This is a genomic window from Paraflavitalea pollutisoli (genome assembly GCF_029360705.1).
In the GTDB taxonomy this organism is placed as follows: Bacteria; Bacteroidota; Bacteroidia; order Chitinophagales; family Chitinophagaceae; genus Paraflavitalea; species Paraflavitalea pollutisoli.
In genome coordinates, this window is record NZ_JARKMX010000002.1 from 706,060 (window position 1) to 723,881 (window position 17,822).

The 17,822-nt window shown below is 51.4% G+C and carries 12 protein-coding genes; 2 read left to right on the forward strand and 10 right to left on the reverse strand.

Annotated elements, in window-relative coordinates; genetic code table 11:
• Positions 1-46: 46 nt before the first annotated feature.
• Positions 47-790: a hypothetical protein gene (locus tag P2W70_RS07630; RefSeq protein ID WP_276480844.1), complete on the reverse strand. Its 744-nt coding sequence runs from the start codon at positions 788-790 to the stop codon at positions 47-49.
• A 93-nt stretch (positions 791-883) separates the two neighbouring features.
• Between P2W70_RS07630 and P2W70_RS07635 the strand changes: the two genes are divergently transcribed.
• On the forward strand, positions 884-1,780 hold the full coding sequence (locus P2W70_RS07635) for a DUF1266 domain-containing protein (protein ID WP_276480845.1): 897 nt from the start codon (positions 884-886) through the stop codon (positions 1,778-1,780).
• Between the two features lie 114 nt (positions 1,781-1,894).
• On the opposite strand, the gene P2W70_RS07640 is transcribed toward P2W70_RS07635, so the two are convergent.
• The 5 genes from P2W70_RS07640 to P2W70_RS07660 form a co-directional block, all read right to left on the reverse strand.
• Positions 1,895-3,271, reverse strand: coding sequence for an alpha-amylase family glycosyl hydrolase (locus P2W70_RS07640; protein ID WP_276480846.1), 1,377 nt, complete (start codon positions 3,269-3,271; stop codon positions 1,895-1,897).
• A 16-nt stretch (positions 3,272-3,287) separates the two neighbouring features.
• Entirely contained in the window at positions 3,288-4,382 is a 1,095-nt protein-coding gene (locus tag P2W70_RS07645; protein WP_276480847.1) for a SusE domain-containing protein, read from the reverse strand.
• A 23-nt stretch (positions 4,383-4,405) separates the two neighbouring features.
• Positions 4,406-5,998: a RagB/SusD family nutrient uptake outer membrane protein gene (locus P2W70_RS07650; protein WP_276480848.1), complete on the reverse strand. Its 1,593-nt coding sequence runs from the start codon at positions 5,996-5,998 to the stop codon at positions 4,406-4,408.
• Positions 5,999-6,021: 23 nt separating this feature from the next.
• On the reverse strand, positions 6,022-8,982 hold the full coding sequence (locus P2W70_RS07655) for a SusC/RagA family TonB-linked outer membrane protein (protein WP_276480849.1): 2,961 nt from the start codon (positions 8,980-8,982) through the stop codon (positions 6,022-6,024).
• 661 nt (positions 8,983-9,643) lie between these two features.
• Entirely contained in the window at positions 9,644-11,284 is a 1,641-nt protein-coding gene (locus tag P2W70_RS07660; protein WP_276480850.1) for a DUF6377 domain-containing protein, read from the reverse strand.
• Between the two features lie 328 nt (positions 11,285-11,612).
• On the opposite strand from P2W70_RS07660, the gene P2W70_RS07665 reads away from it, so the two are divergent.
• Positions 11,613-12,593: a GlxA family transcriptional regulator gene (locus P2W70_RS07665; protein ID WP_276480851.1), complete on the forward strand. Its 981-nt coding sequence runs from the start codon at positions 11,613-11,615 to the stop codon at positions 12,591-12,593.
• A gap of 107 nt (positions 12,594-12,700) precedes the next feature.
• Here the strand turns inward: P2W70_RS07665 and P2W70_RS07670 are convergent, their stop codons facing one another.
• The 4 genes from P2W70_RS07670 to P2W70_RS07685 form a co-directional block, all read right to left on the reverse strand.
• The gene (locus tag P2W70_RS07670) at positions 12,701-13,429 is read right to left on the reverse strand and encodes a hypothetical protein (RefSeq protein WP_276480852.1); all 729 of its coding nucleotides are present in this window, start codon (positions 13,427-13,429) and stop codon (positions 12,701-12,703) included.
• Positions 13,430-13,545: 116 nt separating this feature from the next.
• Positions 13,546-14,586: an LLM class flavin-dependent oxidoreductase gene (locus P2W70_RS07675; protein WP_276480853.1), complete on the reverse strand. Its 1,041-nt coding sequence runs from the start codon at positions 14,584-14,586 to the stop codon at positions 13,546-13,548.
• A gap of 161 nt (positions 14,587-14,747) precedes the next feature.
• The gene (locus P2W70_RS07680) at positions 14,748-15,122 is read right to left on the reverse strand and encodes a helix-turn-helix domain-containing protein (protein WP_276480854.1); all 375 of its coding nucleotides are present in this window, start codon (positions 15,120-15,122) and stop codon (positions 14,748-14,750) included.
• 124 nt (positions 15,123-15,246) lie between these two features.
• The gene (locus tag P2W70_RS07685) at positions 15,247-17,808 is read right to left on the reverse strand and encodes an ABC transporter permease (protein ID WP_276480855.1); all 2,562 of its coding nucleotides are present in this window, start codon (positions 17,806-17,808) and stop codon (positions 15,247-15,249) included.
• Positions 17,809-17,822: the final 14 nt, after the last annotated feature.

The following is a 17,822-nucleotide window of genomic DNA, read 5'->3' on the forward strand; positions in this document are numbered from 1 at the left end:
GCCGAGGCCACCCACCTACTCATTGCAACAGCTACCACCACATGGGTCACGCCAGCTCCGATAGCACGAGATTTTCCAGCGCCTGTTTCAAGGCGGCATATTCCTGGAGATATTCATCATTGGTCAATGGTTCGCTGATTGCCTCGCCAATGAAGATGATCCGGCGATGGCCCGGTATGCTCACCAACCCATCTTTGCGGACGTTGTATACATCGATGATCACCTGCCCCTTATCATCGCGTTGGGTGTGCAGGTCAAAAACATTGTCATTACTAACCAGGCGCTCTGTGTAAATGAGCTCCATGGCAAAAACGATCTCCTTTCCATCGGTGATCGTGATGTCTTCTACAATAACCGTTTCTCCCGGTACGGAAGGTCTGATCAATGGAGGAAGCCCTTTAAAGGTTCCAGCAACACGGCCAGCCTTTTTTGTGGTAGTACTTTTGCGGGAGGCAGCTTTTTTTGCAGATGCGGTCGCCTTGGCGCTTCCCTTCTTGACTGACCGCTTACGGGCAACCGGCTTGCCGGCAGCCGATTTCTTGATGGTTGATTTTCCAGCAGCTGCTTTTTTCGCCACCCCTTTCTTCAATGGCACTTTGGTAGAAACGGCTTTTTTTGCAGCAATCTTTTTGCCCACCGCTTTTTTCACAGCGGCCTTTTTCCGCGGCGCGGCCACCCTTTTTTTCGCAACACTTACCGCCTTCTTAGTGGCTGTTTTCTTCGTAGCAACAGCCTTTTTGCCGCTTGCTGCAGCGCGCCGGGCAATCGATTTCTTTTTCGGGGTAGCCATGGTAATATTGTATTTGTATGAATATAAGGCAATTAATTGGTATGCGACAATTGCACTGGTACGGATTTTGCCCGCAATCAGAAACCCTTCCTTATGGATCAACATATGATGGACCAATACCTGCAATCGCTGAAAGCGATGGGCATGAGTGATGAAGCCATTGCGCTGTACAAACAACAGATGGAGCAATCCATGCAGTTCACCAATCAATGGGCCAGCCAGCTCAACCAGTTCAGTCAAAATATGCAGCAATTCAATGCCTTCTTCCACGGCGAAGCAGGTGATGAAGAAAATGACGAGGCGGCTTCCGGTATCTTGCTCAATCCAGATAGTTCCTTAAGTCAGGAAGAACAATGGGCAGTAGCCTGTGGCGCCGATCTCGCCCTGCTCAACGGACAATACCTCAATGACCTCACCACCGGCTTTACCCGTCACGAATGCCGGGATATGCTGGCGCAATGGTGGGATATCGATAGCAAAGAAGAAGCCCATGACACCATCTACTGGCTCTTCAATGAGGGGCATCGTATTCAATACGACATCATTTGGCAGGCGATGAACTCGGTGTCGATCAAAGAAAGCAAGGCCTTCCTGCGTGAGCATGTGGTGAAGAATGAAATGGAAGAAGAAGCTGCCATGCAGCGATTGCGCAATATGCGGGACGCCATCGAACTTTTCCAGGAACACAAACTGATCGGCAACGGCACACACCCCGAAATGCTGATCTGGGATTTTGCCCGCATCATCAACCTGAGCCGCGCCAGCTTTGATGCCGGCTATCTTACCCGCTCGGAAGCGATGGATTATATCATGCGTTGTGTAGGCCCCATCCGAAGTATGTACACCTCCTGGAACCAGCTTTCCGTATCCTATCAGTTTGCCCGTTGCGTATGGAACGGCATTGAAGCCGACGATTTTGAAGGCATGCAGCTGGGCATGAACTTGTTGCTCACCGATCCCAACAGTCCCTGGGTTAAAATGCCCTTCTAGCAGCAACTCTATTAAAGAATCTTCAACAATAAAATGGCCGCCGGCGTCCCGGTGGCCATGGGGCAAATAGGATGTTTTGCAGATACCCATTATTTACCCGCTAACGAAAGCTTCTTATTGCGCTTGCAGTATCCTGTATTCATAAGGCGCCAGGTTGAGTGCGCCACTCACGTTCACCGTATTTCCACCGAATGCTTCTTTGTAACTCCCGGCTATTGCTGTCGGCACCGTATACGTTTGTGCGCTATTGCGCAGGTTGGCGATGACCAATACCTTTTCGTTGTTCAGTACCTTGGTATACGCACACAGGTCACCCGTACTATAACTCGTCACGACACCGCGGCGTATAGCAGCACTGGTATTCCGCAACGCAATGATCTTTTTATACTCTGCTGTAGTGGCCGCATTCTTCGTCCAATCTACTTTCACGCTGGTGAAAGGGAATGGAATGCGGGAGGCCATGCCTACTTCCTGGCCATTGTAGATCATGGGTACACTCTTCATCGTGGCCGTGATCACAAAAGCCGTCATGGCGCCTCTGTCTCCGCCAAACAGTTCCTGCGGTGTACCGTCTGATCCATTTACATCGTGATTGGTTGTGTAACGAATGATCTGCTGCCCACTGATCGCATTGGCATACTCCGCCTGGTTGAGGCTATCGATGGTCAACACCGATTTCTTTTGTTCGTAAATAGCCTTGAGTTGCCCGAAGAATCCAAAGCCAAAGTTATAGTCGAAGCCTACGGTATAGTTGAGCGCCCGTGAGCCTTCTGCCATCAGCAGCAATTTGTGTGTTTTGATATTGCGCAGGGTATCGATGGCCTGCTTCCAGAAATCGAGGGGCGGACCGTCTGTATAATCACACCGAAAACCATCGACATTCGCTTTGTATACCCAACCCTTCATCGCTTTGATCATTTCGAGGCGCATGGCTGCATTGCTGAAATTGAGTTGCGCCACATCGTTCCAGCCCATATTGGGCGGACTCACCACATTGCCACCCGCATCCTGCAGGTACCAGTCTTTATGGGCCGTGATCCAGGGATTGTCCCAGGCGGTATGGTTAGCCACCCAATCGAGTATCACACTCATGTTGCGTGTATGTGCACCGTCTACCAGCGCCCGCAGATCATCGAGGGTTCCGAACTCGGTATTGACCGCATTGTAATCCTTGATACAATACGGAGAGTTCACGCCTTTAAGCGAGCCAACGGGATAGATGGGCATCAGGTACACCACATTGGCGCCAAGGGCCTTGATACTATCGAGCCGCGCAATAACACCCTGAAAGTTACCAGACGCACTAAAAGCCCGCATATTCACCTGGTAGATGACGGCGTCGGCCGGAGCCGGTACATTGGCAAACGGGACGCCATATTGCGCAGGGGTATCATCGACGGGGGGTGGTGGCACCACAGGGGGGGCATCGTTGGTCTTGCTGCACGCCAGGAACAGCCAGGAAAGTAAGATCGAATACATAGTTATTTTCATAAAGGGTTTGTGCTTATTAATTCTTGTGCAAAACATACGTATAGTTGCCGGCCACATGCAGGTCGAGTGTGATGGAGTAGTTGCCATCCTCCGGTACCGTCAGGTTGTTCAGCCCGGCCGTGTAGCCCAGGAAGGGATTATCGGCATACTGTAGTTTACCGGCACCATCGACACCCAAATCCAGGTCCCACGCCTTGTTGGCCCTGAACTTGAAAGAGCCATTCTTTTTCATATTGGCAGTCACCTTCCACACCTGCGCCGCCTCGTCATAGCTCAGCTGCGTATCGGTATCCCAACCACCTGGCGAAGCATCGCCGAGCATACCCCAGGTTGTTTTGGTAGCCGTCCAGGTATTGTTGTTGAGGTTCGCCGTGAGGTAATAATAGCCGCCATCGGGTACAGACAACCCAGCCGCCGCGCCATCGGTATTGAAGCTGCCGCTGCCGCCATCACCATAGTTGGTGTGATTCCAATCAGGGGCGTTGGTGTATTTAAAGTAATGTTGTCCGGCTCCTGCCATGTACACATACCCTTCATACAATCCTGCGCGGCCAGCCACCGGGGCCAGCTTGGGTGCAGTGGCCGGGCTCCATCCCTGGTAATCGCCAGGCACGTACAGGTCCAACCCGTAAGAAGTGATCTGCGGTGATACCGTATTGGTGAATACCGGTGGCACAGTCGATGCGGCGCCATTGTATTGGTTCACATTGGCCCTTATCCGCACGGCGATGGTATTGGCCACCCCCGGTGTAATGCCCATGCCGTTGAGCAGGTTATTGAGGTCTTTGGTCACGAAAGCATATTGCTGGCGGTTGGCATCGATGGTGATCGATTTGGCGGTGGCCCAGCTGTTGGCAGTATCACTCACGCGACCCAGTTGCAACACATAACTGATCACCGGCTGTACGCCGAAATCGGCAGCAGACCATTGAAACCTGAGGGCTGTATCATTCTCTTTGGCAGCCGTGAGTACCACGGTAGTGGAGGAAGCAGACAGCGCATTACCGCCGAAACTGCCAGGCCGCAACTGGTAGTCTTCGCCATCTTTCTGGCAGGCGAAGAGGCAGCAGCTCGCTGCTATGATCAATAAGTAGTGGACGATAGTTCGCATACAATCGTAGTTGAAAGGTTAACTCAATAGTTAGGGTTTTGTACCAGGTTGGGATTGGCGATGATTTCCGCGGCCGGTATGGGGAAGAGCGCAAAATGCGCGTCTACACCTACACCATTCTTCACCCCACCTTTCCACGGCCACAGGTAGCTGCTACCGGTAAACTGACCGTAGCGGATGAGGTCCGTTCTGCGGAATCCTTCCCAATACAATTCCCGCATCCGCTCATTCAGCACATCATTGACCGTAAAGGTGGATACCTGGCCACTGTTGTTGCCATAAGCGCGTGCACGCAGCAGGTTGATGTATTCAATGGCCTTGGCCTGTGTACCACCAGTACCGCCGCGCAACACCGACTCTGTATAGACGAGGTACATTTCCGCCAGGCGAAACAAGGGGAAGTCGACGCTACATAATACGCCATTGGGAGAAGGCGGTGTGGTACCGGTTGAACTGATGTTATTGAACTTGTAGACGCCCAACCCATCATTGAATACCACGACATCATTGACCTCGAGGTTGCCGGGGCCAAACAAAGCCCGCTTGTCGGCATTGCCGCTATAGTCGCCGAATGCCAACGGTAGGTTTTTCGTACTGCGGTTGCCGAGCCAGCCACCACTGGGAATACCAAATGCCTGGTTATCGGCCGGGTTGGTACCATGGGCGGAACAGATCAGGAAGGTGGTACCGCCATAGTTCTGGCTATTGGTCGCATCATAAGCGATCGGCAATATCACTTCCGTATTGTTCTTGTCATTGTCGCTCATGAAGAGCGTTTTGTAGTTACTCTTCAGCGCATAACCATTTTCGATTACTTTGCCCGAATAGACGATGGCGTCGGTATAACGATCGGTGCCGGTATATACTTTGGCATTCAGGTAAAGCCTGGCCAGCAGTGCCCAGGCGGCGCCCCGGTCGGCCCGGCCATATTCATTCTGCCGGGGAGCAGCCAGCTCGTTTTCGATGGCTTTCAACTCCGTTTCTACATAGGTAAAAAGATCGGCTCTCTTGATCTGTTTGGGAATGTATTTACCAATGGGATCGTCTTCCGTTACAAAAGGCGGATTGCCAAACAGGTCCATCAGCACCCAATATTGAAAGGCGCGCAGGAAACGTGCTTCCGCTCTGAACTGGCGAATGGTCGCAGCATCGGCTTCCTTGTATCCACGTGCCGCCAGCTTTTCATCGGTCGATTCACGAATAAACTCATTGGCTACCGTGACCTGGTATAAACTGCGTGCATAGGTCGCATTGATGAAGACATTACCCGAGGTCCAGTTGATGTTGTGAAAGCTAAGGAGCACGGCATCGTTCCAGGCACAAATGGCCTCATCGGTGGTTAGCTCCTGGAGGTTCCACCAGCTACGAATGAAGTCGGTTGTCCCCGCATCGGTAATGCCCGCAATGTTTACATCGGAATTGCCTACGCCCGAGCTGCTGACCAATGAGTAAGCGCCATAGACCTTGGCGAGCACCTGCTTATATCCTTCCAGCGTACTGTATTGTTTTTCGGACGTGTTGGCATTGACCGGCTGCAGGTCGAGGTCTTTGTGGCAAGACGAGAGCAGCAATGCTACAGCCAGTACGGTTGTATAGAGATGAAAATACTTTTTCATGGTTCTCTTGTTTTGAATGAACACTAAAATTGAAGACTGGCACCAATGGTTACGATGCGCGGACGCGGATAAATGGTGTTGTCGATACCCCCATAGATCTCCGGATCGAGCCCTTTGTATTTGGTGACCGTAAACACATTCTGGCAATTGGCAGTGAGGCGCAATCCCACTTTGTCGTGCAACAGCCTGCCCACATTGTAAGCCAGGCCCAGGTTATCCATCTTCAGGAAGGAGGCATTTTCGATATAATAATCCGATTGATTTTGCCCGTTGATAAACCCTGTATTGTAAACATCATTCATTCCATTGGCCAGGTAGCCCAGCGGATTGAGCAGGTTCGCGCGGATCGACCCGGTAGCAATACCATTGTATACATAGTTACCGATATTGGCACGCAACACGGTATTCAAGGCCCAGCGACCGTAGGTAAACTGGGTGGAAAAGCCGAGCGTGAATTTGGGGAAGGGAGACTTGTACCGATACAGGTCTTTCTGGTTGATGACACCATCTTTGTTGATATCTACATACACGCCTTCTACCGGTTTCCCGTTCAGGTATTGCTGGTGATATACATAAAACGAGTTGGCCTGGTAACCCACGGAGTTGATCTGGATAACGCCGTTGCCGGTCAACGTGCCGGGGTAGGTGGAATCCTTGGTAGCAGTCAGGTTGGTGATCTTATTTTCGTTGTAAGCCGCATTGAAGCTCACGTCCCAGTTAAATTTACTCCCTTTAATGACAGCAGCATTGATCGCCAGTTCCACACCTTTGTTTTCTACGTTACCCACATTGGTCAGGATGGTGCTGCTGAAATTGGAGCCGGCAGGGATAGGAATGGTATTGAGCAGGTCTTTGGTCTTTTTGAAATAAACATCCACGCTACCATTGATGCGGTTGTTGAAAAAACCGTAGTCGAGCCCAGCATTGTAAGTAGCTGTTTGCTCCCATTTGATGCCTGCATCGTAGGCTGCCGGTGTTCCCATATAATACCAGCTATTGCCAAATTGTACGGCCGAACCATTGCCACTCAGGGAATAGATCGACTGATAGGGATAATTGTAAATGCCATCCTGGTTACCGGTTACACCATAGCTGAGGCGCAGCGAAAGGTTCGACAGTGATTTCACATCCTGCAGGAATGACTCACGATTCATTTGCCAGGTAAAAGCGGCCGACGGGAAAGTACCCCAGCGTACATCGGGCGCAAAACGTGATGATCCGTCTGTACGGATAGAGGCCGCAAAGATGTACTTGCTATTGAAAGTATAGATCAAACGACCGTAATAAGAGATGAGCGTGTTTTCCGGTTTATCCGTTGGGAATACAGGCTTTGAACCGGGAATGGTATCGCCATTAGCCCGGAAGGCCGCGTAAAAATCGTTGGTGGAAAGGTTGTTATAATAGCCATAACCAGCAGTCACGTTGATATTGCTCTTGATGTCTTTCAGGTCTTTGGTATAGTTCAGGTAAAACTCACCCACCTTGTTGTTGATCCTGTTGGAGTATTTGTTGCGCTGACCGCCATCGAGAAAATTCTGTGCGGCAAAAGCAGGCACATCGATCTTGCCATCTCCTTTAGCGATATCATAACCCAGGTTGAGGTTGGCGTGTAATTCGGGTAGCCAATGGAATTTGTAGTCAAACTGCACATTGCCATAGCTGCGGTATACATTGCTGGAGTTATTATACAGATCGAGCAGGGCAACCGGATTGCGGGGTGCTAGCTTATTGAGCGTTACAGCGCCAGAAGACGGATCTACCGAAGCCCACTCGAAATAGTTGCCATAGGGCGAGGTGGCATGTACCGGTTGGGTAGGATCGAAATACACGGCCGAACTGATGGCGGCATTGTTGGCAAATCGCGTTTTATTGTACGCTCCTTTCAGGTTGATGTCGACTTTCAGGTGGTTGTCGAACAACCGGGGGCTCAGGCTGATACCGCCCGACATACGTTGCAGGTGATCGGTACGCAGGATACCTTGCTGATCGAGATACCCCAGCGATACCCGGTAAGGCGTGTTCTTCACCGCACCGGCGATGCTGAGGTTGTTGTCGGTGCCGATAGCTGTCTGAAAGATCTCATCCTGCCAATCTGTACTGGCATTGCCCAGCAGGGATTTGTACGAATGAATATTGTCGTAGGTGCCGCCGCCAAGCGAGTCGACGTATTTACGGAAATCGCCCGCCGACTGCACATCCATCTTTTTAGCGATGGTGGATACCGACACCTGGGTGCTGAAACTGAATTGAGGCTGGCCACTGACGCCCTTTTTGGTGGTAATCAGGATAACCCCGTTGGAAGCGCGTGAGCCATAAATAGCCGTTGCCGCTGCGTCTTTAAGCACCGTAAAGGTGGCGATATCGTTGGGGTTGATGAGGCTGAGGGAATTGGACGCACCATAAATATTATTGCCGCTGAGGGGAACCCCATCGACAACGATGAGCGGATCGTTGCTGGCATTGAGGGAGGCGCCGCCACGGATGCGGATCACGCTGCCTGCGCCGGGTGCTCCACCGTTGGAGGTGACAGACACCCCAGCCACTTTACCGGCAATCAATTGTTCGGGAGTAGTGATGACACCTTGCTGGAAATCTTTGGCGTTTACGGTGGCCACGGAGCCTGTGAGCTCTTTGCGTCGGGTAGTACCGTAGCCGATCACGACCACATCATTGAGGGCGTTGGCAGCAGGTTTCAGCACCAGTTCGAGCGAGGTCCGGGCCGTTACCAGCAGACTGTCGTAGCCCACATAGGAGATCAGGAGCCTGGTATTTTCGGGGACAGTAATACTGAACTTTCCCTGCTGATCGGTGACAGTTCCCCGTTCGGTGCCGGCAATTTTCACGGAGACGGCTGGTAACGGTTCGCCGCGCTCGTTTTTAACGGAGCCGGTAACGGGGGTAGATGGCTGTTGGGCATGGGCTGCATACAGTAGGCAACTGGTGCACAGTAACAGCAGCCATTTCAAATGGCGGAATTGATTCATAATGACAAGTTGTATTGAACGTGGGTAATCAAAGCCTTACTGGAAGATTGGGGACCCGACCGGCGGCCGGCCTGGACAGGCCGGTGATTCAAAGGGGCATCCGACACGGCGGGTGGTAGTCGGGCATCGACTGGGAGGCGACAGGGCGTTGGCGCAGCTGCTTGCTTTTCTCATTGGGGGCATGTGCAATCGTTTCGTTTTACAATCAATGGATGGTAAAGGAACGGAGGCCGGCAAGCAGGGCAAAGTTTTATAAGCCCAATGGAAAGAATATAAGGGAAAATGTCGTGTTTGAACAACCTAATCAAATGGATTATAACCACTTACAAAACATGCAACTTTTTCACTATAGAACGAAAACAGACAGAAAAGGGGCGCAATTGGGAAAGGCAGCTCGTGCTGTCGGGACCGGGAACTGACCTTTCAGCGTCACTGGGGTGACCAGGAGGGAGGTAATAAAGCCCAACGGCTGGCTCAGCGAGCGGCAGTTTGAAACGTGGACGAGGCAGCACCAATCACAGACGCCTTGTTCCCGATTTTGGAAACACGCCGGTTTGGGTAGGGTCTGGCTAGGGTCTGGCTCCGGTTGAGCTAGGCTTGTCCATTTTTGGGACAGTACGACAAGTTAGACGTGGACGCGGTACCAAGGGGGCGGCGCCGGCTACAGGGTTTTGATCCGCATGATCCGCTCCTCAAACTCTTCGCCCGAAACCGCTGCCTTGTTTTTAATGCGGGATTTATAGCTATAAATGGTCTTGACGGAGTATTCCAGGATGCTCGCGATCTTTTCCGGATCGGCTACGCCCATCCGCATCAGGGCGAAGATCCGCAGGTCGGTATTCAGCAATTCCCCTTCGCGCAGGGTGATCTTTTCTTCGGGCCGCAACAGGGCATTCACCTCCTGCACAAAATGGGGAAACAACTTCAGGAAGATCTGGTCAAAGCTCAGCAGCAGCTCATCTTTTTCTTTGCGGGCGTCTATCTTATTGAGAAAGAAGCGAATGTCTTCATACCGCTTCTCTTGTAGCTTCTGTTCGATGGTGCCTTTGATCTTGTCGATTTTATTGTAATATTCAGAATCCATGTTGAAGAAGTAGCCGATATACTCTTCTTTGATCTTGTTGGCTTCCTCCAGTTTCTCGTTCACCTCGGCCAGCCGCCGGTTCGATTCCTGCAGCTGCGCATTGGCGGCCTGTTGCGCGTTATTGGCTTCCTTCAGCGCCTGCTGTGCCAGCTTAAGCTTTTTTACTTGTCGCAATATGACCCAGGTCAACGCCACCAGGGCCAGCACCAGGATGGTTACCACTACAGCGTATTTGATCAGCAGGCTTCGCTGCTTTTCCATACCGTTGATCCGTTCGCTTTCGATCAGCGGCAGGATGGAGCTAGCCTGCACCTTGCGCTGGCGGGCCCCGTAAAACTCTGCATTGGCAATGGCGCTCTCGATACACATGGCTGCATGGCGCAAATCGCCTTTTTTATACAGTAGTTCTGCCAGGTGAAAGATCGCCACGGTTTCCTTCGTGCAGGATTTTATATCTGCGATGGTGGCCTGTGCCAGTAGATCGATGGCCTTGTCCATATCGGCATTTTGCTGGTAGATGCCACTCAGGGTAGAAGCCACCAGGGCAAATTGGTGATGGGTGAGATCAGCGCGCGTCATAAGCTGCTCGAAAAAACTGGCCGCTTCTTTGCGTTTATTCTGTTTGAAGTACTTTAAGCCGCTGTAGTAGGTGTGATCAAAAGATCCCGGGTGGTACCAGTTCAGGGCAGAGTCGAGGTATTGATTTCCCTGGATATCGTAATCGACCGAATGGTAATTGTCGTTGGCATAACCGGCCAGGTCATAACAGTACCGGCCCCAGAGGGCATAATAATTACCCTTGAGGCTATCCGGAATCGGCTGCCGGGCAAGAGATACGAGTGAATCGTGGGTTTCTTTGTAAAGGCCTGTCGAGAGCAGGATAAAGCTGAGTTTCATTTGTGCCGCTACCTGGTAGCGGCTGTCCTTGAGCTCACGGGCAATGCGCACCAGCCGGATGGCATAACTATAGGCTGAATCATAGTTGAATATCTTATAGGCTTCGTAGATCTTTTCATGACGGGCAAAAAGATCAGGTAATGACAGGCCGGCTACCTGAAGGGATTGCCGCAGCTGATCGATCTCTTTGATCCGGGCTGCATCGTATTCGGCGGTACGCTGAATGGCGGTACTGAGCTCGGCCAAACGGCTATCATGATTACCCAATACACCCTGCAAACAGGTAGACAGCAACGAAAGACAGATGAGCAAATGTTTCATAATGTAAAATAATCGGCTGGTGGCAATTCCGTTCCTGATACGGTTATCGCAAATCTATCCAATTAATTCAGTAAACCGCCGTGCCAACTACACGGCAGGCATGATTTGAATGCCTCACCTGCAACAACCCGCAACTTGTATAGATTCAATAAAATACAATTTGATCTTTATTCTATTCCGTACAACGATACACGCCCGTCGATTGTCATTGCTGTGCGCGGTCTATCAATTGTATAACGCATAATAATTGCACTTCACCATTCGGGGTGAAAGCGACTTTGTTTCCGCTGGATAACTACCAGCACATACGATCATGTAAATTTATGCCATGAAATATGTATCAGTCCTGATCCCTGAGGGCGATATAAGCCTTACCAACGTCGAAGGGATACACCACATCCTCGCAGAAGTTAACCGGATTGCCGAACGTGCCGGACGGCCTCCTTTCTTTCATTTTCAATTGGTGGGTAAACACCGAAGCCAGTTCCTCAAGCAGAACTTCTTCAGCATACACGCCAGCCACCTGATCACAGAAGATTTCAAAACAGACCTTATCATCATTCCCGCCCTTCACGGCGATATCTTTAAAAGTGTAGAGATCAACCAGGGGCTCGTTCCGTGGATCATTGATCAATACACCCAAGGGGCCGAAGTGATGAGCCTTTGTACAGGCGCTTTCCTGTTGGGCGCCACCGGCTTGCTGGACGGGCGCAGTTGCGCCACCCACTGGGTTCATGTCAATGAGTTCCGCGACCGCTATCCCCGTGTACAGGTGGTAGACGATAAAGTGCTCACAGACGAGAACGGCATTTATACCAGCGGTGCCGCTTACTCGTATCTCAACCTGATCTTGTATTACATCGAGAAACAGGCCAGCCGCGACATCGCCATTTTCATCGCCAAGTTGTTTGCCCTGGACATGGGCCGTACGAGCCAGTCGCAGTTCATCATCTTCCAGGGCTACAAACAACACAACGACGAAAGTATCCTGAAAGCACAGGAATTTATCGAGCAGCACTACCAGCAGAAGTTGTCGGTAGATGAAGTAGCCACCCATGTGTCGCTGGGCCGGCGCAATTTCGAACGCCGTTTCAAGTCGGCCACTGCCAATTCTGTATTTGAATACCTGCAGCGTGTAAAGGTAGAAGCCGCCAAGAAGCAATTAGAGCACGGCGGTAAAACGATCAATGAGGTCATGTACGACATCGGCTATACCGATGTGAAGGCATTCCGCGACGTGTTTAAGAAAGTCGTCGGTATGTCGCCGGGTGAATACCGCGACCGGTATACCAAAGAACCGGCGTATTAATGTAAGCATAAAAGAACAGGGAGTATCCAATCAACGATGCTCCCTGCTCTTTTATAGTGGGTATGGCTTACGGGCCATTACCTTATGATAATATTGATTCTATTGCATCAGGCAGTTACTTCAGCCCCATGCCTGGACCTCGCCAATTCTCCTTCCCGGTACCAGCACTGAAAGGCCTGAACAAACAGGTCGAAGACCTTATTGACGATGAATACGGCATTCTGCGTTTCATGGCTCGTAGGCTCATAGTTGTTGTAGGCGGCGCTTTCGTGCCCATCACTCGTTTTTTCCATAGCATGGTTGGCTTCGGAATGTGCATGTAATACACCAAAATACTCCAGCTTATCCTGCAGACCCATCGTGTGCACCAGTTCAAACACCGGTTCGTTGAAACATTCAAAAGTAGCTTCCAGCGCTTCGATGATCACCAGTTTGTAAAACGGTAAAGAGAAGGTGCGCGCCAGGTGAATGGTTTCGTATACAACTTTTCGTACCGCTTCGAGATCATCGGCCCAGATGCGGGTAAATAGGGTGGTACCCGGCTGATCGAGAAACTGTTGTCCATAGCTGATTCGCTCCAGGTCTTTCAGGTACCATTGCCAGTGATAGGAATCTTCGTCGCAATGCACATTTACACTTTGCTGCATGGGGTCGGTGCTCTGCTCATCCTTCATCATGTACAGGATGTCTTTGAAGCCCATAACAAAAAACAACATAGAGGGGGTAAAGCTCAACCGTGAAGCTGGTGGGATTGATTCACTACGGAGCATTGAGCAGAGCGGAGACTGCCGCAACTGCTGCTTACGCAACTCGAGCGTCTGAATAATTTGTAACATGGCTGAATAGTTTGACAACAAACTACAACAACCCAACAGGCGCAACATCATCGCCCCCTCCGAAATCGCCGACCATATAGCTGACCGGCCGGGTGAAAGGGATGAATAAGAATCCCCTAAGCCGGTTGCGCAATCGCCTTCCTGATCTCGGGTGCCACCTTAGTACCAAACAACTCGATCGAGCGCAACATGTCTTTATGAGGTACCGGCCCTACGCTCATCTGTGCCAGGAAGCGGGTGTTTTTAAACAGCTCGTATTGGTACAGAATCTTATCGATGATCTGCTGCGGACTGCCCACCAGCAAGGAACCTCGTGGACTGCGCATTGCTTCAAACTGTTGGCGGCTCATAGGCCCCCAACCTCTTTCCCGGCCAATGCGGCCCATGATCTGTGCATAGCCCGGAAAGAAAATATTCCCGGCTTTTTGCGCATCGTCGGCGATGAATACATGCGAGTTGATGCCCACCTGTTGCTGTTCTACCGGAAGACCTGCTTCCAGGGCAGTGTCGCGGTACAACTGTATGAGCGGGGCAAATTGGTGCGGCTCGCCGCCAATGATCGCCAATGCCAGGGGCAGGTGCAAATTGCCGGCACGCATCACCGACTCGGGGGTACCGCCCACCGCAATCCAGATAGGCAGTTTATGTTGATGGGGACGCGGGTATACACCGAGGTTATTGATGGGGGCGCGGTGTTTACCTTTCCAAGTCACACGCTCCTGCTCGTTCAGCTTCAATAGTAAGCCGAGTTTTTCGGAAAATAAGGTATCATAATCTTTCAGGTCAAATCCAAACAAGGGAAACGATTCAATAAAAGAACCCCGGCCCGCCATGATCTCGGCCCTGCCTCCAGAGAGCAGGTCTACGGTAGCAAAGTCCTGGTAAACCCGAACGGGGTCGTCGGAACTTAATACGGTCACCGCACTCGACAGCCGGATGCGTTTGGTGCGGGCAGCCGCAGCGGCCAGTACAACGGCAGGGGAAGATACCAGGTATTCTACCCGGTGGTGCTCACCGATGGCAAATACGTCGAGGCCCACCTGCTCGGTCAACTCGATCTCTTCGAGCAGGTCCTGCATGCGTTGCTGTCCACTGATCATTTTCCCCGTCACCGGATCGGGCATCAGGTCTACAAAGGTGCATATACCTAGTTCCATACTGAATCATTTGAATGGTGCAAATATCTGTCTTATAACAAGCCGTTGTGCAGCTTGTGCGGCTCATGGCGGTATACTGGGGGAAACCTCCAAAACAACAAATGGAGCCAGGAGGCCCCATTTGTTTTCTTTATCAAAAAGCCGACGATAGAACGTTGTTATCAGGCTACTGCTGCAGCCTGCTTCACCAGTTGAGCCCGGTACTGCGAAGGCGTTACGCCCTGGTAAGTCCGGAACCATTTGGTGAAATTGGAGGGATCATAGGTCAGTATCCGCGCCACATCCGCTACCGAGTATTGTTCATCTTCGAGGTAGCGCTTGGCAATCGCCAATAACTTCTTCTCGTAGAAGTAGCAGGGATGCTTGCCGGTATGCTCCTTGATCACATTGCTCAGGTGACCAGGATGAATGAACAACAGCTTCGCCACATCGCGCAACTCAAACATCGTATCCACTTTGCCTTCCAGCACATCGGCCAGGTGGGCGTCGATCACACCCAGGTAATTTTGAAAGATGGTTTCATTGCGACTGGTCATAGTGGCTATTGTTGTATGAATAAATAACGCCCCGTCCGGGCTTTTGTTCGAAAAAAAGCTGCTCTCCGCATCAAATCAACTGGTTATTACACACTTACATTTGAATAGCCAGCATTCTCCCCGCCTACACTTCTTTGCGCAGCACTTCCAGTGGCGGCCTGTTCACCACACTGCGGCTGTTGAAAATTCCCACGAGGATCGTCAGGGCGGCAATGGCCACAAACAAGATAAGGATCGGCCACCAATCGGGCGCAAAGGGTGTTTTAAAACTATAGCGTGCCAGGGCCCAGCTACCCACCAACGACAACAATATGCCGGTCGCCGCAGCCAGCGCACCCAGGAAGAAATATTCCAGGGCCGTGATCGTGAGTATCTGCCGGCGGCTGGCACCCAGCGTGCGCAGCAACACACTTTCCTGCATGCGCTGGTATTTGCTGATGAGCACGGAAGCGATGAGCACGATAAGGCCGGTCACAATGCTGAAGCCTGCCATAAAACGGATCACAAAACCTATCTGGCTCAGCACATCATCGAGCACTTTTAAGATCAGGTGCAGGTCGATGATCGATATATTGGGATATTGCCGCACCACAGCCTGTTGAAATTGCGCCGACACTTCCGGCGATGGCACACGCGTGATCAACACGTGGAATTGTGGAGCCGGCTCCAATACACCAGGCGGAAACACGACCCGGAAATTGGTCTGCACCCGCTGCCAGTCTACCTGACGCATACTACCTACCACTGTATGCACCAATGCTCCTTGTACATTGAAGACAAGGCTGTCTCCCAGTTTAACATTGATCCTTTTCGCATATTGCTCCTCCATCGATATCAGCACCCGATCGCCGGGATACTTCACCGGGCCCGATAATTTACCGGCAGTGAGTTTCTCCGAATCCGTCAATGAATCGCGATAGGTCACCCGAAACTCCCACTCGAAGGCCCGCTCGCTGATCTGCGAGCTGGTATCTTTTTTCACATCGGCGGCCGTTTTTCCATTGATCGATTCTATCCGCATCGTCACGATCGGTACCTGTTGTATGATCGGCAGTTTGTACTGCCTGGTCAGCGCTGCGACGGAATCTTTTTGTGTGTTCTGAATATCGAACAACACCATATTGGGCTGGTTGCCGCTGCCCGTAAGGGTTACGCGGTTGATCAGCATGCTCTGGATAAAATACAAGGTACTGATGAAGAGGGCACCCAGGCCAATGGTGGTCACGAGTATCAATGTCTGGTTATTGGGCCGGTAGAGATTCGCAAATCCCTGCCGCCACAAATAACTCCAGCTGGCCGGGAAGAACCGGCGCACGGCCCACATCAGCAGGCGGGCAATACCGGCCAATACGAGGAAGGCTGTCAAAATACTGACGGTAAAAATGATAGCTTGCGCCCAGCTATGTACCTGCCACCAGGTGAAGACAACGATGAAACCCAATATCAGCACATACACCAACCACCTGAACGGATCGCCCCAGGACCGTACCGGCTCCAGCGACAGGCGCAGGGTAAACAGGGGCGATACTTTCCGCACCGATAACAGGGGCAACAACCCAAACAATGCAGCAATGATGGCGCCCAGGCCAATGCCCTTGAAAATGGAAGGCCAGGAGATGCCGGCATTGATCTCGATGGGCAAAAAGTCTTTGATCACGGCAGGCAGTACCTGCTGGATAAGCGTTCCCAACAAGGCCCCCAGTATGGAGCCGATAATACCGATACCGACGATTTGTATCAGATAGATGAGAAAGGCCTGTCCCGAATTGACACCGAGGCAACGCAGGATGGCAATGGAACTGATCTTCTCGCGGATATAAATATGGATGGCGCTGGCCACACCGATACAACCGAGCAGCAGCGCGATAAAACTAATCAGCGTCAGAAACTCGTTGACATCTTCGAAAGAGCGACCGGTATTTCTTTTGCGTTCCTCTACGGTATCATAATCGAGCCCGGCTTTTTCCAATCGGGGTTCAATGGTTTTTACCAGTTGATCGATATCGGTAGCCGGCTTAAATTTGTAGTAGAAATTGACCGCTACCCGACTTCCTTTCTGTACCAATCCTGTTTGTTCGAGGTATTTGAGGGGGATATAAACCGGTGGCGCCACCGTAGTAGACAACCCGGTTCGTCCCGGCGCTTTGTTGAGTACACCAGCAATGGCAAAGGACACTTCGCCAATCTGAATGCTGTCGCCCACCTGGGCATTGAATTGCAGCATGAGTGTTTTATCGACCAGCGCCTGTTGTTGCAACCGGAATGCTTTACCCGCAGTGGCGGGAGTTGTCTCCAATGATCCATAGTACGGGAAATCACCTTGCAGGGCCCGCACCTGTACCAGCCGCGTGCCACCACTTTTGGAGAAATAGATCATTGATGCGAAGGTGCGTTCTTCCGATCGTTGATCACCGAGTGAGTCGAGCAGGGGACGGATCTTCGGGCTTACGGGCTTATTGCTTTCAATCACCAGGTCGGCGCCTACCAGTGTTTGCGCCTGTTGATCGATGTCTTTGCGCACATTGTCGCCCAGGGAAAAAGTGGCCACCAGTGCCGCAATACCCAATACGATCGATGATACAAAGAGGAATAACCGCGACCGGTTGCGACGGCTATTGCGCCAGGCCATGAGAAACAGCCAGGGCAGGTTGAGCTTCTTTTTATAAACAAACCGTTCTCGGTCCATGCTATAAGTTAATG